General features: G+C 34.0%; 25 protein-coding genes and 4 pseudogenes. 21 read left to right on the top strand and 8 right to left on the bottom strand.

Annotated features, from left to right (window positions below):
• Window positions 1-134: 134 nt before the first annotated feature.
• Window positions 135-1,292: a cation:proton antiporter gene (locus C564_RS0102660; RefSeq protein WP_018764331.1), complete on the bottom strand. Its 1,158-nt coding sequence runs from the start codon at window positions 1,290-1,292 to the stop codon at window positions 135-137.
• A 293-nt stretch (window positions 1,293-1,585) separates the two neighbouring features.
• Between C564_RS0102660 and C564_RS0102665 the strand changes: the two genes are divergently transcribed.
• Window positions 1,586-2,419, top strand: coding sequence for a MerR family transcriptional regulator (locus C564_RS0102665; protein WP_003196509.1), 834 nt, complete (start codon window positions 1,586-1,588; stop codon window positions 2,417-2,419).
• A 96-nt stretch (window positions 2,420-2,515) separates the two neighbouring features.
• A complete protein-coding gene (locus C564_RS0102670) occupies window positions 2,516-3,874 on the top strand; it encodes an MATE family efflux transporter (protein WP_033794770.1) in 1,359 nt (452 codons plus the stop codon).
• A gap of 20 nt (window positions 3,875-3,894) precedes the next feature.
• Here the strand turns inward: C564_RS0102670 and C564_RS0102675 are convergent, their stop codons facing one another.
• The gene (locus C564_RS0102675; protein ID WP_018764333.1) at window positions 3,895-4,572 is read right to left on the bottom strand and encodes a DUF421 domain-containing protein; all 678 of its coding nucleotides are present in this window, start codon (window positions 4,570-4,572) and stop codon (window positions 3,895-3,897) included.
• A 173-nt stretch (window positions 4,573-4,745) separates the two neighbouring features.
• On the opposite strand from C564_RS0102675, the gene C564_RS0102680 reads away from it, so the two are divergent.
• The 10 genes from C564_RS0102680 (at window position 4,746) to C564_RS0102725 (ending at window position 12,368) form a co-directional block, all read left to right on the top strand.
• Window positions 4,746-5,324, top strand: coding sequence for a YdcF family protein (locus tag C564_RS0102680; RefSeq protein WP_026008443.1), 579 nt, complete (start codon window positions 4,746-4,748; stop codon window positions 5,322-5,324).
• Between the two features lie 112 nt (window positions 5,325-5,436).
• Complete coding sequence (locus tag C564_RS0102685) at window positions 5,437-5,754, top strand: DUF4870 domain-containing protein (protein ID WP_018764335.1); 318 nt, start codon at window positions 5,437-5,439, stop codon at window positions 5,752-5,754.
• Between the two features lie 197 nt (window positions 5,755-5,951).
• Window positions 5,952-6,686 carry an oxygen-insensitive NADPH nitroreductase gene (gene nfsA, locus C564_RS0102690; protein ID WP_018764336.1) on the top strand — a complete coding sequence of 245 codons (735 nt, stop codon included), beginning with the start codon at window positions 5,952-5,954 and terminating at the stop codon, window positions 6,684-6,686.
• Between the two features lie 99 nt (window positions 6,687-6,785).
• Window positions 6,786-7,370 (top strand): DJ-1/PfpI family protein, encoded by a 585-nt coding sequence (locus C564_RS0102695; protein WP_026008444.1) that lies wholly within the window; start codon window positions 6,786-6,788, stop codon window positions 7,368-7,370.
• Window positions 7,371-7,502: 132 nt separating this feature from the next.
• A complete protein-coding gene (locus C564_RS0102700; protein WP_018764338.1) occupies window positions 7,503-8,474 on the top strand; it encodes an ArsR/SmtB family transcription factor in 972 nt (323 codons plus the stop codon).
• On the top strand, window positions 8,465-9,274 hold the full coding sequence (locus C564_RS0102705; protein WP_018764339.1) for an ABC transporter permease: 810 nt from the start codon (window positions 8,465-8,467) through the stop codon (window positions 9,272-9,274). The genes C564_RS0102700 and C564_RS0102705 overlap by 10 nt, the downstream gene beginning before the upstream one ends.
• 11 nt (window positions 9,275-9,285) lie before the next feature.
• Window positions 9,286-10,269, top strand: coding sequence for an ABC transporter ATP-binding protein (locus C564_RS0102710; protein ID WP_018764340.1), 984 nt, complete (start codon window positions 9,286-9,288; stop codon window positions 10,267-10,269).
• A 2-nt stretch (window positions 10,270-10,271) separates the two neighbouring features.
• Window positions 10,272-11,069: an ABC transporter permease gene (locus C564_RS0102715; RefSeq protein ID WP_018764341.1), complete on the top strand. Its 798-nt coding sequence runs from the start codon at window positions 10,272-10,274 to the stop codon at window positions 11,067-11,069.
• A 17-nt stretch (window positions 11,070-11,086) separates the two neighbouring features.
• A complete protein-coding gene (locus tag C564_RS0102720) occupies window positions 11,087-11,515 on the top strand; it encodes an NUDIX hydrolase (RefSeq protein ID WP_003196533.1) in 429 nt (142 codons plus the stop codon).
• A gap of 31 nt (window positions 11,516-11,546) precedes the next feature.
• Entirely contained in the window at window positions 11,547-12,368 is an 822-nt protein-coding gene (locus C564_RS0102725; RefSeq protein ID WP_018764342.1) for a GNAT family N-acetyltransferase, read from the top strand.
• 279 nt (window positions 12,369-12,647) lie between these two features.
• Here C564_RS0102725 and C564_RS33280 read toward each other — a convergent pair.
• Window positions 12,648-13,111, bottom strand: a pseudogene (locus C564_RS33280) (VOC family protein).
• A gap of 334 nt (window positions 13,112-13,445) precedes the next feature.
• On the opposite strand from C564_RS33280, the pseudogene C564_RS0102735 reads away from it, so the two are divergent.
• Window positions 13,446-14,231 (top strand): annotated as a pseudogene (locus C564_RS0102735) (nucleoside triphosphate hydrolase); the annotation flags it as partial.
• 214 nt (window positions 14,232-14,445) lie between these two features.
• Here C564_RS0102735 and C564_RS0102740 read toward each other — a convergent pair.
• On the bottom strand, window positions 14,446-15,048 hold the full coding sequence (locus C564_RS0102740; RefSeq protein WP_018764344.1) for an HD domain-containing protein: 603 nt from the start codon (window positions 15,046-15,048) through the stop codon (window positions 14,446-14,448).
• Between the two features lie 181 nt (window positions 15,049-15,229).
• Here C564_RS0102740 and C564_RS0102745 point away from each other — a divergent pair, with 181 nt between their 5' ends.
• From C564_RS0102745 to C564_RS37280, 8 genes and pseudogenes are all read left to right on the top strand, one after another.
• Window positions 15,230-16,135, top strand: a complete 906-nt coding sequence (locus C564_RS0102745; RefSeq protein ID WP_018764345.1) for a DNA-binding domain-containing protein — start codon at window positions 15,230-15,232, stop codon at window positions 16,133-16,135.
• A gap of 99 nt (window positions 16,136-16,234) precedes the next feature.
• A complete protein-coding gene (locus C564_RS0102750) occupies window positions 16,235-16,648 on the top strand; it encodes an NUDIX domain-containing protein (protein ID WP_003206653.1) in 414 nt (137 codons plus the stop codon).
• A gap of 208 nt (window positions 16,649-16,856) precedes the next feature.
• Window positions 16,857-17,002: pseudogene (locus tag C564_RS37275) on the top strand (alanyl-tRNA editing protein); the annotation flags it as partial.
• A gap of 111 nt (window positions 17,003-17,113) precedes the next feature.
• Window positions 17,114-17,944 (top strand): TrmB family transcriptional regulator, encoded by an 831-nt coding sequence (locus tag C564_RS0102760; protein ID WP_018764346.1) that lies wholly within the window; start codon window positions 17,114-17,116, stop codon window positions 17,942-17,944.
• On the top strand, window positions 17,944-18,669 hold the full coding sequence (locus C564_RS0102765) for an AzlC family ABC transporter permease (protein WP_003196550.1): 726 nt from the start codon (window positions 17,944-17,946) through the stop codon (window positions 18,667-18,669). The genes C564_RS0102760 and C564_RS0102765 overlap by 1 nt, the downstream gene beginning before the upstream one ends.
• A complete protein-coding gene (locus C564_RS0102770; protein ID WP_018764347.1) occupies window positions 18,660-18,971 on the top strand; it encodes an AzlD domain-containing protein in 312 nt (103 codons plus the stop codon). The genes C564_RS0102765 and C564_RS0102770 overlap by 10 nt, the downstream gene beginning before the upstream one ends.
• A 62-nt stretch (window positions 18,972-19,033) precedes the next feature.
• On the top strand, window positions 19,034-19,204 hold the full coding sequence (locus C564_RS34315; protein WP_018764348.1) for a DUF3951 domain-containing protein: 171 nt from the start codon (window positions 19,034-19,036) through the stop codon (window positions 19,202-19,204).
• Between the two features lie 83 nt (window positions 19,205-19,287).
• A pseudogene (locus tag C564_RS37280) lies at window positions 19,288-19,503 on the top strand (hypothetical protein); the annotation flags it as partial.
• Window positions 19,504-19,533: 30 nt separating this feature from the next.
• Here C564_RS37280 and C564_RS0102780 read toward each other — a convergent pair.
• From C564_RS0102780 to C564_RS0102800, 4 genes are all read right to left on the bottom strand, one after another.
• Entirely contained in the window at window positions 19,534-19,893 is a 360-nt protein-coding gene (locus C564_RS0102780) for a hypothetical protein (protein WP_018764349.1), read from the bottom strand.
• A 12-nt stretch (window positions 19,894-19,905) separates the two neighbouring features.
• A complete protein-coding gene (locus C564_RS0102785; RefSeq protein ID WP_018764350.1) occupies window positions 19,906-20,511 on the bottom strand; it encodes a dienelactone hydrolase family protein in 606 nt (201 codons plus the stop codon).
• A 3-nt stretch (window positions 20,512-20,514) separates the two neighbouring features.
• A complete protein-coding gene (locus C564_RS0102790; protein ID WP_018764351.1) occupies window positions 20,515-20,850 on the bottom strand; it encodes an antibiotic biosynthesis monooxygenase family protein in 336 nt (111 codons plus the stop codon).
• A 226-nt stretch (window positions 20,851-21,076) separates the two neighbouring features.
• A complete protein-coding gene (locus tag C564_RS0102800) occupies window positions 21,077-21,256 on the bottom strand; it encodes an H-type small acid-soluble spore protein (RefSeq protein WP_006094378.1) in 180 nt (59 codons plus the stop codon).
• Between the last annotated feature and the right edge of the window lie 10 nt (window positions 21,257-21,266).

The following is a 21,266-nucleotide window of genomic DNA, read 5'->3' on the forward strand; positions in this document are numbered from 1 at the left end:
ACGATTCATCCCCCACCTTCACTTCGTTTAGAGGAGGGGGTCTTCTCGGTTAAAATGATAAAAAATGAGATGATTGTCTTTTGAAGAGAATCATCTCGTTTTTTATATTATGAAACTAGTACTCTATATAGCTATTATGCACTTTGTTTTAATTGCTTATCTTTTACACCGAAAGAATATTTTAACATTGGTGGTGTAATCATTGTTGTTAAAATAACGACAATTACAATTGCTGTAAAGTAATCTTGTGCTAGTAGTCCAGAAGTAAGCCCCTGTCCTGCAATGATAAGAGCAACTTCACCGCGTGAAACCATTCCGGACCCAATGATTGTAGATGATTGTAAATCAAATCCTGTCATGCGCGCTCCGAAGCCACAACCAATCAGTTTTGTTAATACAGCAATTACAGTTAAAGCCAAGATAAACCATACTTTATCTCCAATGCCTGCAAACGTAATATTCATACCAATGCTTACAAAGAAGATAGGAACGAACATTGCATAAGCGATTGGTTCTACTTTCTTTTCTACTTCATGTTTGTAATCTGTTTGAGAGATAGCAATACCTGCTGCAAATGCTCCGATAATGCCTGCAATTCCTAATAGTTCACCGAAATATGCAAAAGCGAAACAAATGATAAGAGCCGCACTAATTATAGACTCTGATACGCGCAGTGGTGATAACCAACGCATAATCATTGGAACACCTTTCCAACCGATTAGGATGATAGAAAGGAAGAAAACAACCTTTTTCAAAATAATCATTGTTAAGCTTACATCACCTGAGCCTAAGAAACTCATGGCAAATGCTAGTAAAATAACAACAAGAATATCATCAAATACAGCTGCTCCCAACATTGTTGTGCTTTCGCGAGTCTTCATTTTTCCTAAGTCACGAAGTGTTTGTACAGAGATACTAACACTTGTTGCACATAGAAGTAATCCTAAAAAGACAGCATTTGCTTGTTCCATACCCATAATTAGTCCTGAAACATAACCACCTACAAATGGAAGAATAATACCGCCAACAGCAACAGCTAAAGATGAATTGCGATTTTCATTTAGTTCTTTTAAATCTGTTTCTAGACCTGCCATAAACATAAGGAGAATAACTCCTACTTGACTTAACTGTGTGAGTAAATCTGAATTGTTAACTAAACCTAATACCGCCGGACCAATTACAATACCAACAATTAATTTCCCGAGTACAGAAGGTTGTCCTAATCTCACACTAATGTCACCAGCAATTTTGGTGCTTAGTAAAATTAACGCAATTTGAAAGAAAAATTCCATCTCATCTCTCCTTTTCATTTTTTGTTTTTATTAAACGATTTCTCGTAGTTTGCCTAATGTACTAATATGTAAAACACATTAAACAAGAGGTCTTTATACGAGTTCTTTTGAACTCGTAATTTGAACCTGTAATAAATATATAATAAATTTCAAGAAAAATCAATGTTAAATCGGAAGATTTTCATGGGGATGATTCATTTTGAATAAGGAATAAATGTCTATATAATGAAGGGGAAGAAAAACAAATTTGTTTTTAACGAATCAATTTATTTGAAAGAAACGGAGTAGAAAATATGTTATTCAATCAACGCTTTACTATTGGAGAAATGGCAAAAATGCATAATATTGCGGAGTCAACATTACGTTATTACGATGAAAAAGGTATTTTTCATCCATCCATTGTTGATCCACAAACAAAGTATCGATATTATACAATCGACCAATTTGCACTTTTAGATACAATTAAATTTTTACGGCAGTTAAATATTTCTTTAAAAGAAATAAAGGAATATATTGATGAAAGAAACCCATCTTATGCCTTAAATTTACTTAAAAAACAACAAGAGATGATGTTAAAAAAACAAAGAGAAATTGAATATGCATTGGCTAAAATGAAGCATAAAATCGATTTGATGAAAGAAGCTACAAAGTCAAAAGCTAATAATGTGACACTTAAAAAATTACCAAAGAGAAAAATTACAGCGTTAGCTATTGCACCAAATATAACGGATGATATGTTTGAATATTATATCCATTCACTCCAAAAAAATATGAAGCAAATAGATGATAGTTTATTTTCAGGAGACCTAGGTGTGACAGTGTCAAAAGAAGGGTTGCTTCAAAATGAATTTCAAGCATATAACAGTGTTTTTATTCTCCTTGATTATATGCCGTTTCAAATTATTACTTCAGATGAAATTAAAGAAGGAATGTTCGCTTGCTCTTATCACCATGGGCCATATGAAAAAACGGATGGAACTTATAAGAAGCTGTTAATGGATATCAAGGAGAAAGGATATGAAGTGTCTGGGGATGCAATTGAGCTCGCTTTAATTGACTGTTCTGTGACGGAGAATCCAGAAGAGCAAGTTACAGAAATACAAATCCCGGTAATAAAAAAGAAGTAAGAGGTTGTATAACAAAAATGTATTTTGAATTCTCACTTGACCTTCAAGTTGCTTGAAGGTTTAAAATGTGAACAGAGAATTGAAAAGGAGCATTTTATTATGGAAACAACTGAGAAATTAAGAGAAAAACCAATGAAAAATTTATTTATATCTTATTTAATACCAGCGGTTCTTGGAATGGTATTAATGTCGGTGAATATTGTAATCGATGCCGTTATGATTAGCAGAGGAGTCGGAGCGAATGGCTTAGCGGGAGTAAACGTTGCTATCCCAGCCTTTTCCATTTTTTTCTCTATATCATTGTGGATTGGAATGGGCGGAGCTACACTATATTCCATAGCATTAGGTGAAAATAAAATAGAGCGAGCGAGATCCATTTTTACTCAGTCTATGACAGTGGCTGTTGTAATTGTTGGTGCTTTAATGGTCATCTGTTTATGGAGAATAGAAGATTTGGCCTATTTATTTGGAGCTAATGAAGTAATCTTACCATATGCATTAGACTATTTAACTGTATTATTAACATTTGGAATGATATACGTATTAGAAAATATTTTAAGTACATTTATACGAAACGACGGAAATCCAAATTTAGCGATGGCAGGGCTTGTTGTAACAGCGTTGTTAAATATTGCTTTTGATTATATTTTTATTTTTATTTTTGGCTGGGGTGTAACAGGAGCGGCGGCAGCGACTATCCTGTCAGCAGCAATTGGTTTTCTTGTTTTATTAAGTCATTTCTTTAGAAAAAGTAGCATTTTAAAATGGACGAAATTTCATTTTGAATGGAATACAGTCAAACAAATTATGGTGATTGGTTTTCCAAGTTTCACCGCAGAAATAACAGTAGCGATTGTAACGATTGGTTTTAACATAACCTTTATGAAATATGCAGGAGAATTAGGTGTAGCATCTTACGCAATAGTGAATAGTATTCACTCCATGATGCTATTAGTATTCTTAGGTGTTGGAGCGGCATTGCAACCAATTGCAAGTTTTCATTACGGTGCAAATTTACCTGAACGGTTGAAGGAAGGACTAAACTTTGCAGTCAAAACAGCTATTGTACTTGGATGTGTAGCAATTGTGAGCGGATTATTCTTTGGGGAATACATTATTGGTTTATTTGATGTTCAATCAAAAGAGTTACTGACACTAACTGTAACAGGAATGAGTCTGTTCTTTGTTCAATATGTATTTTTTGGCTATAACATTGTATATGGAGAGTATTTCCAATCGGTGAGACAAACAAGAAAGTCTATCTTGATTATTTTGAACCGCGGTTTATTACTCATTATTCCACTCTTATGGATTATGCCAAAATTGTTTGGAGTAAATGGAATTTGGCTTGTAATGCCTGTATCTGAAGTATTAACAGCGATTGTTGTATTTGGGATGAATCGTATTTCTCATCCTGTATCAGTACGAAATATAGAAAGAGAACATGTGGCATGATAGAAATCCCCTTAATGTATTTAAGGGGATTTCTTATTTTTTAGGCTAATTGCAAAAGAGCCTTCAGTTTCTTGTACAGAAGCAAATGCAATGTTTTTTATATCTTCAAATCCTTTTTCTAGTAACTCTTTCCGAAGCCATTTTTCATTTTTATGGATTAATTTTAAATTATCGTATTGAATTTGTGCATCAACGATAAGGGCAATTGGTAATCCTGCATATTTTACATCTATATGCATATCTTTTGGAGTGAGAGGAACAAGCTCTCTTTTTGGTAAAATACTAATGGCGCCATTCGCTTCTAAAATGGCATATTCGATTTCATGTACGCTAGGATATCCTGCTACGCGAAGATTAGATAGTAACTCAGCAATTGGATATCTACTTTTCTTTAGATTTTCAAAAACAATATCTCCATGTTTAATTAAAATAATGGGGTGACCAAGAATGAAACGATTCAGTTTATTTAGCAAGCTCAATTTTGTAATCAAGAGATGAAGACATGTAATCACAATTATACCTACAGTAGCTTGCAGAGCGCCATCAACCGGTATAGCTCGAAAAGCTAAATAAGATAAAAAGATAATCGCCCCGAAATCGTGTGGTGTAAGCTGTGCGAGTGCGGATTTTCCTAGTAGTTTAAGCGAGATAAGAAATAATAAAAAGAAGAAGGTTATATTACATAAAAAAACAATCAATGTTTACACTCCTTAATGCAAAGTTCCCATTATCTTATATATACCTTATCCACTATTCCCTTTATTTATTGTAAATATTACTTATCGAGGGTTATTTAGGAAATTAAATCTATACAAATAATGAGAAGAATATTATGATGAGAAAATAGAAAAAATAGGAGTAAATGTAAATGATAAAGAAGAAAAAGATGATGAAGTATAGTTTAGTTGTGATAATGATTATAGTAGGTTATATAGGAATTTTACAATATAACATTTATAAGCATGGTCATATGGAAGCACCGAACGATGCAGACTACATGATTCTTTTAGGAGCAAAGGTGAAAGGAACAGAGCCTTCTTATTCTTTACAATATCGTATTGATAAAGCAGCGGAATATTTAAAAACACATGAACAAACGATTGTTATTGTATCCGGTGGTAAAGGAAAAGGAGAAGATATTTCAGAAGCACGGGCTATGAAAAAAGGATTAATGACACAAAGTATTGCAGAACAAAGAATTATAATGGAAGATCGTTCTACAAATACAGATGAAAATATTGAATTCTCAAAGTCTCTTATTCCAGCAAATAAGAAAAAAGGGATGATTGTTACAAATGATTTTCATATGTTTCGGGCCAAAAAAATTGCTGAAAAACAAGGGTTGAAGGTAAATGGACTTCCTGCGAAAACACCTAAATCGATTATTATTCAGTCAAATGTGAGGGAATATTTTGCGATTACACAGTATTGGCTAACGAATCGTATATAGTAATAAATCTTACAAAAATGTAATCTGATTGAAAGGTAAAACGATAGTTCCTAAAGTAGTGAAGTGCCATAATAAAGGTAACAAAAACAACGAAACTTTAGGAGTGAATCGTATGAAAGGCAATAATATTTTATCTTCACTTTGTTATTTTAGTATTTTCTTTGCACCGTTTCTATTCCCAATCATCGTCTACTTTATTGCAGAAGATGATGTGAAATATCATGCGAAAAAGGCATTTTGGACACACATTTTTCCATATGCAATTTTGTTTGGTGGATTGGCATTTTCAGGTGTATTCGGTTTAAGTTTTGGAGAATCCGCAAGTGTTGGAATCGGAATGATTGTAACCTATGTAACTTTTGCAATTGTAGGTATTTATTACTTTGTTTGGAATATTGTTAAAGGTGTTAAAGTGCTGAGAGCAGCTTAAACGATTTATTTTTTCAAGAATGAAAGAGGACGAATGGTTAAAAATTCGTTCTCTTTTTGTATAGGTTTGAAGGGTTCTGCTTTAATTGAGGTGAAAAAAGAGCATATTATATAGAAGTTTTTAGATGGGCATAAAAGTTGTGATAAATGAAAAGGATATGTTAATTTTTCAGTAATAAGAAATAAGGAGGCTTTACTATGAATGAGATGATACATAAAATGGAGCAACATACATCAGTTCGGAAATATAAACAAGAACCAATTCCTAAGAATATAGTGGAAAGAATGGTACAAGCAGCGCAGTATGCAGCATCATCACATTTTGTTCAGGCGTATTCAGTTATGTACGTTACAGATGAAAATTTAAAGGTGCAATTGGCGGAGTTATCAGGTAATCGTCATGTGAAAGATTGCGCGGCATTTTTTGTTTGCTGTGCAGATTTAAAGCGCTTAGAAACAGCATGTGAGAAACATGGAACAGAGATTAAACATGATGGTGCAGAGGACTTTATTGTAGCTACAGTAGATGCATCCTTATTTGCACAAAACTTAGCGCTCGCTGCAGAATCACTAGGATATGGCATTTGTTATATTGGAGGAATCAGGAATAATCCAGAAGAAGTGAGTGAACTGCTCCATTTACCAGATAAAGTATACCCGGTATTTGGGATGACAGTTGGAGTACCTAATGAAAGTCATGCAGTGAAACCGCGTTTGCCAGTTGAAGCGATTTTACATGAAAACGTATATGACGAAAATAAATATGATGAATTACTAGAGGAATATGACCGTACGACTAATGAATATTATAAGGGAAGATCTACAAATCAAAAGGATGTAACATGGACAGGATCAATGAGTGCTTTTATGTCAAAAGAGAAAAGAATGCATATGAAGGAGTTTTTGAGTAAAAAAGGGTTTAATAGAAGATAAGGTAAAAACAAATCTGCATTAGCAGGTTTGTTTTTAGAAGGAGAAGTTTTTTTACTTTCGAATATGTATAAGTGTGTCGAAAGTAAAGGGGCTGATGAAATGAAAAAAGCATTGTTTTTTCTATTTGATGGATTTGCAGAATTCGAAGTGAATCTAGCGAGTTTATTTTTAAAGAGTAAGGGATTTGAAATTGTCACAGCAAGTGTAGATAATGCGACTGTTACAGGAGAAGGAGGTTTCCAGTGTAAACCGCATATTTCCATAGATGGCATAATTGCAAAAGAGTATGAGATTTTAATTGTCCCCGGCGGAGAGATCTTTCATCATCTAGAAAATCCTAAGTTATTATCGCTTGCCCGGGAGATAAATGAACAAAATAAATGGTTAGCTGGTATTTGTGCAGGAACCGCTTTATTACAAGCAGCTGATGTGTTGCAAAATAAAAGATTTTCAACTTCTTTAACACCAGAAGTGGAGAGTCTAGCACATCTCCATGAGTGGAAGTATAAACAAAGTACAGATGTAACAGTGGATGGGAAAATCATTACAGCAGTTGGCTCTGCTTATGTCGAGTTTGCAGCTGAAATCATTAAACAACTCAATTTGTTTGATGAGGGAGAAGAGAAAGAAACACTCCTGTATTTTAAAAACATAAAAGAATTAAGTAATAAGACCTTAGCGTAGCTGAGGTCTTATTTTATGAAAATATTTCTAATTTTTCATTGACGTTTACATTGTAAGTTGTTAATATACTGAATAATTTTGCAAAATTATAAAATTGATTCGATAGAAATCGAATCAAAGAGAGGGGAATTTATGTTGCGAGTTACATCATGGTTTGAACGACATGTTAAAGTTGTATATTCACCATTTCGCGAAATGTTATTAAGCTTACATGTTTTATCTAATCCTACCCATCATGTAAAACGATTAGAGTGGGCAGAAAATGTATTAAATCAGATGGATCAGGAGGAAAAAGAAATATTATATGAGATTAATGAGAAAAGCGATGACTGGTTACATTTTATAGATTGGTGCTCTGAGTTTCAGGCTGAAGTCTATGTTGAAGAAGGGATTGAAAAATTACGAGTAACGGATACAAAAGGCTTTCAATCATTTTTTCCTAAGCTAGAGAAAGAATTAGTTTGTAATTTTTTATATCAATATCATCAGCGCTATTTTGCACGAGAGTTATTTCAAATAGAACCATGGCTAGAACGATCTGTATATGATGTGAAAGAAACAATCAAACAAAACCCGTTGTCCCTTTCTAAAAACTTGCATCCGAGATTTTTAATTGATGAAAAGGAAATAATCTTTTTAAAAGCCCGTACTTGGCAATATCGTTATGAGGATTTATCAGCAATTACATTATATCCATCAACTTTTGTCGCACCTCATTTACTAATAGATAATCTTATTTCTACTCATATAAAAGTCTATTATGAGGTGGAAATCGCATCGTCGTATACAGATGAAGTACCAAAGGATCTTTTGCGAATTCTACAAGCGATATCAGATGAAACGAGATTAAAAATGCTAAGAGATTTATCCTTTCAATCTTTTTGTACACAGCAATTAACAGAGCGGTATAGTCTTACAAAGTCAACGGTTTCCAATCATTTAAAAATGTTAGAGTCTACAGGTCTTATACAAAAGGAACGAAAAGGTTATCACGTATTTTATAAAACAAATCGAGAACGATTAGAACAAATTCGTGTTGATTTAGATCAATTTATGGATTTCCCAATTGTTCAAAAATTAGAGGAGGGGAGAACATGTGGCTAACGTTTATGGCTACATTTCGTCGTGATTTCTATACGATGCGTAGAGCGTACCCATGGTCATTTTTTTTAGGGCATATTTTAACTGGTGTATATATCGTATTGTTTGCTTATCTAACATATCATTTTATGTTTCAAGGAAAGTTAGATGCTAATTTTGCAAAGTTAGGGAAGACGGATGATTATCTTTCTTACGTTATATTAGGAGCTATTTTTTATTCATTTTCTGTTTCTCTATTAATGATTGTGAGCCGGACATTGATAACCGAACTGCGTGAAGGGACGCTTGATGTTTTATTATTAACGCCATCATCTCGGCAAGGTTATTTTCTAGGAGCAGCTGCGCAAGGAATATTGCGTGTGGGACTTGAATTTATCGCGATTTTTATTTTTGGTTTGTTTTTCGGATTACAGTTTCGAGAAATAAATATGATACCAGTGGTACTTTTATTATTTATTTTCTTTTTTGCTATATTCGCTCAAGCACTAGTGTTGGGGACTTTTATGCTCTATTTTCGTGATACATATTTAACACAAAATACATTGTTTATTTTTATGAGCCTTGTCAGTGGTGTGTTTTTTCCAGTAGGTTATCTTCCTGCATTTTTACAACCTATGAGTGTATTGATGCCGCTCTCACATGGTTTATCAGCATTTCGATTGTGTATCATTGAAGGTGGGAATTTAGCTTCCATACAAATTGAACTTATGTGGTTATTGGGATTAGGAGTTGTGTATTTTATTGCGGGTGTATATGCGATGAAACGAATGGAAAAGTATGTGATTGAAAAACATTTTGCATAGGAGGGCTTATCATGATACAAGCAATACAACTTGTAAAGCGGTATGAGTTAAAAGAGAAAGTAGGTTTTTTTCGTAAAAAAAGAAGAGTAGTTGAAGCGGTAAATGGACTAGATTTAACAATTCAAAAAGGAGAAATTGTAGGATTGCTAGGTGTCAATGGCGCTGGGAAGACAACAACGATTAAAATGCTAGCTACGCTTCTTGAACCAACTTCAGGTGCCATTACAATTGATGGTATAGATAGTACAAAGCAAGATTTACTTGTAAAGAAAAAGATCAATATGATTGCAGGTGGAGAACGCATGTTATATTGGCGTTTAACAGGTAAAGAAAACTTACAATATTTCGGGAGTTTGTATGGATTAAAAGGAGCCGAACTAGAGGAACGTATTCAGTTTCTCCTTGGTCAAGTAGAGCTCAAAGAAGCTGCTGATACGCCTGTAGAACGATATTCAAAGGGAATGAAGCAACGTTTGCAAATCGCAAGAGGTCTTATTAATGATCCAGATTATTTATTTCTTGATGAACCAACATTAGGACTTGATGCACCTGTAGCGAAAAAGCTGAGAGAAATGGTATATCGATTGGCGAAGGAACAAAATAAGGGTATTTTGTTAACGGGCCATTATCTTGAAGAAGTAGAGGAACTTTGTGATCACCTTTATATTATTGAAAAAGGACGACTTCTTTATGAAGGAACTCCCGATAAAATTATCCAGTCTATTGTCCGTGAATATCGTTTAGAAATTGTGATTCCTGAAATGAAGAATGAAACGATAGAACGATTAGAGTATTCTTTAGGGCTGAAGGAAATTCAATATGAAAAAGAACATACGGGTGAACATATACGATATGAACTAAAGGCATCTTTTGATATGACAACAACGGTTTTATCATTATTAACAAAATATCAAATTCGTATATTACAGTTAGAAACACATAAAGCAAGATTGGAAGATGCAATATTACAAATTGCAAATGAGGTGAGTGCGTGAATATGTTTTTTGCAGAATGGAAAAAAAGTCACCGCAATCATTTTCATAGTAAGATGGTTTATTTTTCTTTATTCATTTGGCCGGTTTTATTATTTGCAACTGCTTATTTTTCGGTGAAGCCATTTGATACTTCAAATAGTAGTACACTTGCCAAATGGATGGATCCAAAGCAGATTAGTTTTTTTCTCCTTACAGGTTATATTGGATATGTTTTCTTTTGGAGCCTCGTTCAATCGGCATGGCAAATGTCATGGGAACGCCAAAATGGAACACTTGAACTTATATTTTTAACACCAGCATCGCGTGTATGGATGATGTATTGCCGGGCAGGAGCAAATTTAATAGAAGGAGTATGGATGTTTACGATGTTTTCGATTCTCATCGCATTGTTTCTGAATGACACACCGATACGACCAGTTGAAAATATTGTATTTGCTTTTATGATTTTATGTATTTCGGCTGTTGTGTGGGGGGGGTGCTTAAATACGATTTTTTTATTTTCACGAGATGCTAGTATTCTATTTACAATATTAGAAGAACCGATGCAATTTTTTGCGGGTGTACGCATTCCCATTGTTGTATTACCACTATGGGGCAAAGTACTAGCAGCTTTGTTTCCATTAACGTATGTACTTCAAATTTTCCGTTCATTATTAATGGAAGGAAAAAGTATTATAAATGTATTTCCAGAGTTAGGTTTATTAGCTAGCTTATTAATCATTTTAATTGGAATATCATATGTGCTTGTTCGAAAAGCAGAAAAGCATGCGAAACGAACAGGAAATATGGTTTTATTTTAAGGAATGGGGAGAGAGAAATGGGAATATTTCAAGGTGCAGCGGCATTATGTAAAAATAATGATGGGAAATTGTTAATGGTATTGCAAGGGCGCCCAGATGTAAAAGAAGCAGAACTAAAATGGTCTATTCCATCTGGTGGGAAATTGGAAGAGGAAACATTTGAGGAGTGTTGTATACGAGAAGTGAAAGAGGAAACGGGATATGATGTACGTGTCATTAAAAGTATGTACGAAAAGAAGGGGAATAGTAATGGATATGATGTTCACATTGTGTATTATGAGGTAGAAGTGATTGGAGGAAATAAAGAAATATGCGATCCAGATGGATTAATTTATGAAGTGGCTTGGAAAAGCAGTGAAGAAATAGCAGGTATTACCCTTTCTTTTCTAGAAGATAGAAAGTTATTGCAGGGATTCATAGATTGTACAGCAGGTGATGAAACCTAAGCGCTGATACACATGAAAGGAAAGAAAAAAGATGATATACGAATTGCAGAAAGACCAGTTTATGAATTGCAAACATCTTCTACAAAAGGAAAGGCATATAGAAGTGCAAGCTATCATTGAAGGGAATAATTCGGGCCGTATATTTGTTGACAATGCGAGCGAACCACGGTCTGGTTTAGTTTGGCTTGGAAATTTAGATGGTTTTGTATTTATTGGTGAGGCAAATAACAAAATGTTTAACCTTGAAATAAAAAAGGTTTTAAGGGAACAAATTGCACAAGAAGCAGCCTGTTTGGACTTGAAGTGGTTTGAAGGATTTGGTCATCAAGTAGGGTGGGATCGTACAATTAGAGAAATATTATGTGAACAATCATACGAGGAATCCAATCAAAAAGTATACAAATTATATGAAAGTGCGTACAAAGCATATAATGAACCAATCATTGATGAGGTATATACAGTATTAAAAGTAACGAAGGAAAATCTTGTGACATACTCTTTGCTCAAGCAATCATTTTTCGTTTCACAAATTACATCATTTTGGAATTCGGTGGAATCATTTTTTGAAAAAGGAATTGGGTATGTGATTTTGCATGAGGATCAAGTGGTGAGTCTTTGTTTTTCAGGATTTGTAAGTGGGAATATGCATGCGGTAAATATCGAGACAATTTTGGAACATAGAGGGAAGAATCTTGCCAAGAAAGTCGCACATAAATTTGTTCAAGAATGTTTCAAACAAGGGTATGTGCCCTATTGGGATTGTATGGAAGTGAATAAACCTTCAATTGCTGTGGCAGAGGGCTTAGGGTTTACAAACATTTTTGATTACATTGTATATGAGTATCAATTTTAATTTGACTAAAGAAAATAAGAAATACCTCAAGGGAAAAGAATGTATTTGTTCTTTTTCTGCTTGGTATATTTTTTTCAATATATTTGTAATTGCAGTGGGTGTACTTTTAACTTTGAAATATTTGATGTAGAAAAGCGACTTGTAAAAGTCACTTTTCTTTATAAATGTGTAATGCCAAAATGATGGGAGAAACACTATTAATAAAAAAGCCTTCACATTAATTATTTGAGCAATCATATTGCCCAGTGAGGTACCGATGATATCTAGTTATTAAATCATCTACAAATAGGATCGTGATAGTGTAGTCCACTCTTCTAAAGAAAGTTTTTCTGTAATATGTTTTAGTTCATCTGGAACATTAACAAAACTAATAAACTCAATACTATTATCATCTGGATCTTTAAAATAGACAGAAGCATTGCCTTGGTTAGGGCGAACAAAAGGTCCAATGGAGTTCGATTACTAAATGGAACGGGCGTAATATTTCGGTCTTTCAGCCACTTAATAGATGTATGAAGAAACTCGAAGTCTACTTGAAACGCAATATGGCGAAGGGAAGGATGATACGGCGTTTTATATTCTTCTCCTTCCCAAAGTCCGAGCCAACTTTGTTCTTCTACAATCCAAAAGAAGGCAGTATCCTCATATCTTTTATATAGTTTTAATCCCAATGATTCATAGAATGGTATGGATCTTTCTAGGCTGCGAACGGGTAGATGTGATTCGTATAATCCTTTGATCATAAATAATCCTCCTCTTTAGATAATATATTGTTCTTATTTGTAATTGTAATCTATGTCCTTCTAGGTTAAATCAATAAAAAGAATGGAGAATGATTCATACAAAAGTATGAAATATTCTCCATTCTTTTTATTTTATATTACAAAAAGTATACATTAATCTGTTTAATATCTCAAAAATGCATCTAAAGTTACTTTTAAATGAATATATTTTCTGTGAAGTTAAAAATATTACGATTTCATTACAAAAAAGTATTGATTATATTTGTATATAATAATACAATTCTCTTTGTGGAAATAAAAACAAAAATTAAACATTATTTAGGGGATATGGAAAATGAAGGAAGTTATTTTGCCGGTTTTAATGTCTGCAATGTTTGTAGTTCCTGCAGTATCACATGCAGAAAAACAAGAGAATGTGAAACAAAATGCTCCAAAAGCAGCACAGAAAATGCAACAAAGTGGTTGGGTAAAAGATGGAGACACATGGTATTTCTATGATCAAAATGGTATGAAGAAAACTGGTTGGTTACAAGATGGAGGAAAATGGTACTACTTTGATGCAAACGGAAAAATGAAAACGGGTCGTATTGAAGAGCAATATAATGGTTACTTATTAGGAGCAGACGGTGCGCTATATACCAATGAAGGATGGGTTCAGTATGAGGGAGATTGGTATTACGTTCACCAAGGTGGAAAGCTACATTGGGATTTTCTTGAATATAATGGTAAGACATACTTTTTAAATCCAGATAATAATAAAATGCTATTAGGTTGGATAGGTTCACATCCAGATGGTAATTATTTCCTTTCTGATGGATCAATGGCAACAGGTTGGAATTTAATTGACAACCATTGGCATTATTTCAGCGGAAACGGAGCTGCTTATAATGGCTGGCTAAGCTATAAAGAAAGCTGGTATTACTTTGTTGGTGCTAAGATGAAAACAGGTTGGGTACAAGATAATAATACATGGTACTACATGAATGCAGATGGCATGATGAAAACAGGCTGGTTACAAGAGAATGGGAATTGGTATTATTTACAGTCTAACGGTGCAATGGCGATAGGTAAACATTTCATTGATGGAAAATGGTATTCATTCAAAGATAATGGTGTTATGAGTTAAAGAGAACTCTTTAACTATCTTAAAAGATTTTGACAGGAAAAGATGGCAACTGAAATGTTATCCAAGCATAAAAAGTGAAAACATAAAAATTAAAAGGTGACACACATTGTACATCATTAATGTGTGTCACCTTTTGTAATTTAATATTCTATAAAACGGTATATACTTCTTTAATCATCTGCAAAAAAGTATGAAAAACAGTGAGTTGCTACTGTTTGCATGCCTCGACATCAATGCCAGCAGCAATTAATTTTTTTTCGCCTTCTTGTTCAATAATTTTTTGTAATTTTGATAAGAATGAGTCAAAGTCAGTATGTTTGGAAACTTGGAACGTCATTTTATGTTCGATGGGAATCCAAGTATCGATATCGGCTTCGTTATGCTGAATTTTAACTTCTAGTTTATCAAGAGCATTTGCCACTTTCGCTTCGTATGTTTCTTTTGCTTCAAACTCTATCCATAAATTGTACAGTTCGTCCCCAAGAGGGCCTTCTAATGTATGTTTAATATTCAAAATGGCTTTTTGTTCATTTTCTTGTTTTTGTAATTGTAATTGTTCGCTGTTCATTGTGTCAAAAGCAGGAATATCCCCGGCTTCTGCTTCCACGAGATCATGGATAATAACCATCTTTAATAGTTTTTCCATGTTTACTTCTTTATCTAAATAAGGCTGAACTAAAACAGCCATAAGGGACATACGCCACGTATGTTCCGCAACACTCTCTTGTCGACCATTAGAAAGCCAGCTATGTCGCATTTCGTATTTAAGTTTTTCTGCTAGTGCAATGACTTTTAAAATGTTATGTTCCATATGGATCCCCCTCATATTGCTATAAACTAATATTAATATAAAAATAGAATGTGTCAATTTTACGTTCGTTTGACTAATAATTCAGAAATATTATAAAATATTTCCATAATATTTTTTTATTTTTACAAAAGACAAAGAAGAAGTTGAAATTGCAAAAATGCTGAGTGGGAGTGAATATAAAATGTACCAACAGACAGCAATTCATGTACTAGATCTTTTGAAAAATATTGTAAATGGAATGAAAAATATTCAGAAAGTGGAAGTGGAATGTAGAAAAATAGAAAGAGAGTTCCATGTGACGTATGCAGAATTAATGGACTTATATGATAAAATGATAGCTTTTCAAAGAGAGATTGAAAAAATGGGTGGTTTATTTGCATACGAACAATCTCAAATGATGTGGTTGAAATCTGAATTAGAACTTTTATATGCTACGTATCAATTTTGTCAGCATTACAATTTAAATATTTCAGATACTTCAAAGGCAATTAGTAAAGAGAATCTACAATTATTTCCGAAAACAGAAAGTCAACTGCAGAATACGTATTATAAATTAAAAAATCAAGAGCTGCCATTTGAAAATATAAAAAAGGGTAAGCCGGGGCGTAAGAAAAAGCACGAGCCAGAACAGTATGTTTGTGAGAAGGAGAATAGAGTAAAAAGTATAGTGGTCCAAAGTGAAAAGACAGAGAATAATCTGGTTACTATATTATCAGGGATTGTCGATAATTTTGAAACAATTGGTGTAGAGGGCAAGAAACAAGAACTATATCAATTTATGGAAGGGATTTACAAACTTTCGAGTATGGCAGCTGGGCATACAAAAGAAAATAATACACATGAGATACAGAAAGAGCTTCAAAATCTTCGTGCTGAAAATGAGAGATTGAGATATGAAAAAGAAGAGGTTATTTCTAGTATGGACGAAATGACAAATCAAATGAATCGTTTTATTGAGAGCTCTGATATTGATCAAATTCGAACATTACCAGCTTTTGTGAATATGTGTAAACAATATTTGGAGAAAAACAAACTTCATCATGACAAAATGGATACAAAAGAACAAATAATATCTATGAAACAATGAGAGCTACTTTCTATTGTTTTTTATGAAGCTGATAGAAAGTAGCTCTATTATTTTTATGTTAAAATCAAGAAAACTTACAAATTAAGAGGAGAATTTAATATGAACCAAAAGTTACATCCACGCGTCGGTGTTGGAGCGTTTCTTTTAAACGAGCAAGGCGAGTTATTACTTGTACGGAGAAAGAAGGCACCAGAGCAAGCACACTGGAGTCTCCCAGGTGGAAAAGTGGAATGGATGGAAACAGCAGAAGATACAGTTGTCAGGGAGATTCAAGAAGAGGTAGGGTTAGAAATTGAACTCACATCGTTATTATGTGTGACGAATCACATTTTACCTGAAGAAGAAGCACATTGGGTATGTCCGACGTATATTGCAAAAGTAACTAATGGGATAGCAGAAAATCTGGAACAACATGCTATTAGTGAAGTGGGGTGGTTTTCATTAGATAGTCTTCCAGAACCATTAACTTTAACTTTACAAAATGCTTTGAAGGAATATGAGAAACTTAAATAAGTATATGGAAATATAATGTATCGAGCTCTTAGTAAAGAGGAAGAAAACCTTCGCTGAGGATTAGCAGCGGGATAAATGTAATAAGCTATCTTGTTTTAAAGGTAGCTTATTACTTGTTAATTGAATTAAAATTCAGAATTTTATTAACTATACATTTTTTTCTTTTTATATTAGTAGGTATAGCAATAACTACTAAAGGAGTAGGGATATGACAGAGGCATTATTTTTACAGGATACATATAAAAAAACTGTCAAACAGAAGTAACAAGAGTGGATGGAAACCGAGTATTTGTAAAAGAAACGATATTTTATCCAACTGGCGGAGGACAAGAATGCGATACAGGCGTACTTACATAAGGTGAGAATACTTTTGAAGTTGTAAAAGTAAAGAAAGCAAAATCGTCGTTTTGATGTACGCGCTGTCATGTAAATGCAAATAGAGGTAAATTGAAGTGAGGGATTACAGTGGATGAAGTCATGAAAGAATTGCAAAAGTTAGGGTTTTCACAATATGAATGTAAAGCATACATCGGTTTATTAAAACATTATCCTGCGACAGGATATGAAATTAGTAAACAAACGGGTGTACCGCGTTCCATGATTTATGAGGTACTTGGGAAATTGATGGATAAAGGCGCAGTGCATTTAGTACCATCAGAACCAGTTAAGTACGTTCCAGTATCGGCAAGTGAGTTAATGAATCGAATGCGACAAGATTTTGAAAAGTCATTTGATTTCCTTGATCAGAAGTTAAATTGTTTAGAGCAGGAGCGTCAAGTAGATGTAATCTCTCATATTCGTACGGATGAACGAATTTTAAAGGAAATAAGTAACATTATTGAGCGTGCAGAAGAAGAGTTATGGATTTCTGTATGGGAACAGCAAGTGAGCGAGCTGGGGCCTCTTATTCACAAAAAGGAACAAGAAGGTGTACATGTTTTTTCGATACTTTTTGGGGCACCTCAAACAAAAATAGGAACAACATTTCATCATAATTATATGATTCCAGATGTTGTGAAAGAGCGGATGGGAGGGCATTTAACAATTGTTGCACGAGATGGAAAAGAGGTGCTTATTGCCAATTTTTCAGAACATAGTACATCATGGGCTGTTACAACATATGATCCAGCGCTAGTGCTTGTCGCAACAGAATATATTCGTCATGACATTATGGTTGAAGAAATTACACAGGAATTTGGTCCTGATAAATTAGATGCATTATGGCGTGGTAATGCAGATTTAGTTCACGTTGTAACGGGTAAACGCTTGATGCAAGAAACGAAGGGGGAAGAGTGATGGCAAGGGCTGAAGTACAGATGACAATGCACGGGAATGAAACATTTCAACAAGGAGTGAAAGATTGTTTACCAACTGTACTAGGGTATTTAAGTATTGGTATCGCAGCTGGTGTAATTGAAAAAACAGCAGGGTTTTCGTTAGCAGAAATAGCATTAATGTCTACTTTGATTTATGCTGGTTCCTCACAATTTATACTGGCTGGTATGTTTGCCGCTGGAGCACCTACTTCTGCAATTATTTTCACCGTATTTTTTGTCAATCTACGTCATCTGTTAATGAGTGCTGCGCTTGCCCCCTATTTAATGAAGGTTCCTTTCTTGAAAAATATGATAATTGGCTCGCAAATTACAGATGAAACATTTGGTCTTGCGGTTCAGCAAGCTTCAAAAAAGAAGTATCTAAGCGAGAGATGGATGCTTGGTTTAAATGTGACAGCATATTTAAACTGGATCATTGCGAATGTCATCGGTGGTATTTTTGGTGAGTGGATACCAAACCCTCATACGTATGGTATGGATTATGCTTTACCAGCTATGTTTATTGGATTATTTGTCCTGCAGTTAATGAGTAGTCATCCAAAATTAGTCATTCATCTCAGTGTTGCGATTGTGGCAATTGTAATCGCATATAGCATACATTTTTTCGTTCCGGCAAGCGTAGCAGTTATAATTGCAACACTTACGGCAGCGACAATAGGGGTGGTGATTGAAAGATGGAAGTAAGAATCGATGTGTTATTACTCTTAATTGGAGCAGGTCTGGTTACTTTAATTCCGCGCCTATTACCGCTCATTGTATTTAGTAAAATACAAATTCCAGATTGGGGATTAAAATGGTTAAGTTATATACCAATTGCTATATTGGCGGCGCTCCTTGCTGAAGTGCTCTTTATGAATAAAACGATGCAATGGGATTATATAATGGCAGCAATTCCGACATTCTTTGTTGCTGTTTATACACGTAGCCTGTTAGGAACAGTGTTAACTGGGGTGATTGTGATTATTTTGTTACGTTTGTTTATATAACAAGGATTTCTTTCATAGTATATCGAAGAGTGTAATATCATGAAAAAAATAGGGGTGGTGTTATGATTCTTTTAACGATAGGTGCTATTTTGTTTATAGTTTTTATCTTCTTCATCATTGGTCTGCTTACTTTTACAATGCTTGTTAATAAAGCAACTCCACAAATTTACTACACACCTTGTGATTCCATGACAATACAATCTCATAAAAAAAATAGAGGGAAGAGAGGTTGATTTTAGGCTTTTCTTCCTCTTTTTATTTATCCCGCGTTAACGTGCAGTAAGACCCCACCTCAAAATTCAGAAAAAGTAAAGAAGTTAGGTGGGGGATTTTCGGCATCGGGATAGGGTTGTTTTTAGATACTTTCATTCTTTATTCTTCCTCTAGTATTTTTTCGACGCTTTCATCACAACAAGTTCTATCTTTCGCAATTTGGATGGCTATAGCCTATGCACTATATCTATTCATTCCTGTATGGATGGAACGATCGTTTGCAAAATGCTTCCTATTTACGTGTAGAAAAAGGAGCTGATTCTTAAAAATCAGCTCCTATAAAACAAACTTACATTTTAGCAATTCCTTGTAATAGTATGCCGAAGAGTAGACTGATAAAAGAGAAAGCACCGACGGATACAGAAATAATTCGATTATTTTTCCATTCTTTTATGAAAACCATAAATCCTAAAATACAAAGAAAATACCAGATTGGTAGAAAAATAAAATCGCTAATATAATAAGGGAGTAATGTATAAAAACTAGTCAAAACTAAAATCCAATGTCCAAGAAATAAGGTCATAACGATAAAGGAATGTCGATAAGGACGGTTTAAATATTTACGATTTTTAAGAGTTGTAAAAATGAAAGCTAACGTTATGAGAATGATTAGAATAACGAAAGCAAGTAAAAGTAATGTAAATGACATAGCAAAACTCCTTTAATACATTTGTTTCGTTATAGTTTTTAGAAGAAATGAATCAATCATTTCATATGCTTGTTTTGTAGATTGTTCGTTATAGTTTGTAGTATAAGGATCCAGAAATCCATGATTTCCTGGGAACTGTTGTATATGTAGAAATGAGTTGTCTTGTCTTTGCAATGTCGTAATAAGAGAAGAAATGGAACAGTTCAATTCTGTTTCTGGAAAAATTAAAAGAGTAGGACATGTAGGAATAATATAAGAGTAGTCTCGTATGCGAGAGCCATAGCAGCCAATAATAAAATTAACTTTTGGATTGTTACTGCATAGCCAAGAGATGGTTGCGCCAATGCTAAAACCTATGAGTCCAATATATGGGTAATTTTTTGAAAACTGTATAATCATTTCTTCAATTTTTTCTTTTCCATGTTGAAATCCAACGTTTTGCATAAAATGGGAGTAAGCTTTTTGTTCATCATTATAATGAAAAGGAGCATCTAGCTGTAAAAGACTTGGGCAGAAGATATCTATCTGTGGTGAAGAAAACCTGGATATGACATCCTGCATATGCTGATTTATGCCGTATATTTCGTGAACAACAATCAAAGCTACTTTGTTCTTCATTGATTATAAACCTTTCCTCTGAAAATTATATTCTCTTTCTACAACACATATTTTCATATGAAAGCTTTCATACCATTGTTCACGACCTCTTTGTCTTGCTATAGTATGTGCTGCATTTTCTCTCCATTGTTTAATTGCTTCAAGTGACTCCCAATATGAAATTGTAATACCGAGACCAGATGCATCCCGTACGCTGTCAACGTTTATAAAGCCAGGTTGCCCTTTAGCGAGTTTTTCCATTTCTTCAGCGACATCGCCATAATCAGTCGTGTCTTGTGAAAGCTGGGAAGTGAATATAACTGCATAATAAGGTCCGTTACTTTGCTTTGTATCCCTCATCGTATCCCTCCAAATATACTTATGGATTGTATCATATCATAAAGATTGAATAGTATGTCTTTTGAGTATAAAAATGTTTTGAGAAATATCACGGACCGTATTGGGAGAACTGTTGAAAAAATAGAAATTTACGTTATTCATGCAGTGATGATAAAAATATTTGGAAAGACAAATCATACGGCATACAAGAAAAACCCCACTTCAAATAAAACTGAAGTGGAGTTTCTTATATTTCTTCTAGGCTATTAACTGGAACTGTTAATTCGCGATCTGGATTCGTTGCATCATATATGCGGGCGGTTTCATTGCTTTCATCAACATGTTGAATCATAACGGGCATGCCTTGAAAACTAACATGCGCTTGTTCTGATGACTCGGAAAGCTCTTTTGCACGTTGTACATTCATTCTTACATTC

The sequence above is a fragment of the Bacillus sp. 105MF genome (assembly GCF_000374885.1).
In the GTDB taxonomy this organism is placed as follows: domain Bacteria; phylum Bacillota; class Bacilli; order Bacillales; family Bacillaceae_G; genus Bacillus_A; species Bacillus_A pseudomycoides.

Bases quoted from the DNA above. Each gene is read 5' to 3' on its own strand.
- C564_RS0102780 (WP_018764349.1), bottom strand. From the start codon at position 19,893: ATGTCATTTACATTACTTTTACTTGCTTTCGTTATTCTAATCATTCTC.
- C564_RS0102750 (WP_003206653.1), top strand. From the start codon at position 16,235: ATGAACCAAAAGTTACATCCACGCGTCGGTGTTGGAGCGTTTCTTTTA.
- C564_RS0102710 (WP_018764340.1), top strand. From the start codon at position 9,286: ATGATACAAGCAATACAACTTGTAAAGCGGTATGAGTTAAAAGAGAAA.
- C564_RS0102770 (WP_018764347.1), top strand. From the start codon at position 18,660: ATGGAAGTAAGAATCGATGTGTTATTACTCTTAATTGGAGCAGGTCTG.
- C564_RS0102715 (WP_018764341.1), top strand. From the start codon at position 10,272: ATGTTTTTTGCAGAATGGAAAAAAAGTCACCGCAATCATTTTCATAGT.
- C564_RS0102705 (WP_018764339.1), top strand. From the start codon at position 8,465: ATGTGGCTAACGTTTATGGCTACATTTCGTCGTGATTTCTATACGATG.
- C564_RS0102790 (WP_018764351.1), bottom strand. From the start codon at position 20,850: ATGAGGGATACAAAGCAAAGTAACGGACCTTATTATGCAGTTATATTC.
- C564_RS0102785 (WP_018764350.1), bottom strand. From the start codon at position 20,511: ATGAAGAACAAAGTAGCTTTGATTGTTGTTCACGAAATATACGGCATA.
- C564_RS0102720 (WP_003196533.1), top strand. From the start codon at position 11,087: ATGGGAATATTTCAAGGTGCAGCGGCATTATGTAAAAATAATGATGGG.
- C564_RS0102800 (WP_006094378.1), bottom strand. From the start codon at position 21,256: ATGAATGTACAACGTGCAAAAGAGCTTTCCGAGTCATCAGAACAAGCG.
- C564_RS0102725 (WP_018764342.1), top strand. From the start codon at position 11,547: ATGATATACGAATTGCAGAAAGACCAGTTTATGAATTGCAAACATCTT.
- C564_RS0102740 (WP_018764344.1), bottom strand. From the start codon at position 15,048: ATGGAACATAACATTTTAAAAGTCATTGCACTAGCAGAAAAACTTAAA.
- C564_RS0102765 (WP_003196550.1), top strand. From the start codon at position 17,944: ATGGCAAGGGCTGAAGTACAGATGACAATGCACGGGAATGAAACATTT.
- C564_RS0102665 (WP_003196509.1), top strand. From the start codon at position 1,586: ATGTTATTCAATCAACGCTTTACTATTGGAGAAATGGCAAAAATGCAT.
- nfsA (WP_018764336.1), top strand. From the start codon at position 5,952: ATGAATGAGATGATACATAAAATGGAGCAACATACATCAGTTCGGAAA.
- C564_RS0102745 (WP_018764345.1), top strand. From the start codon at position 15,230: ATGTACCAACAGACAGCAATTCATGTACTAGATCTTTTGAAAAATATT.
- C564_RS0102700 (WP_018764338.1), top strand. From the start codon at position 7,503: ATGTTGCGAGTTACATCATGGTTTGAACGACATGTTAAAGTTGTATAT.
- C564_RS0102660 (WP_018764331.1), bottom strand. From the start codon at position 1,292: ATGGAATTTTTCTTTCAAATTGCGTTAATTTTACTAAGCACCAAAATT.
- C564_RS0102695 (WP_026008444.1), top strand. From the start codon at position 6,786: ATGAAAAAAGCATTGTTTTTTCTATTTGATGGATTTGCAGAATTCGAA.
- C564_RS34315 (WP_018764348.1), top strand. From the start codon at position 19,034: ATGATTCTTTTAACGATAGGTGCTATTTTGTTTATAGTTTTTATCTTC.
- C564_RS0102685 (WP_018764335.1), top strand. From the start codon at position 5,437: ATGAAAGGCAATAATATTTTATCTTCACTTTGTTATTTTAGTATTTTC.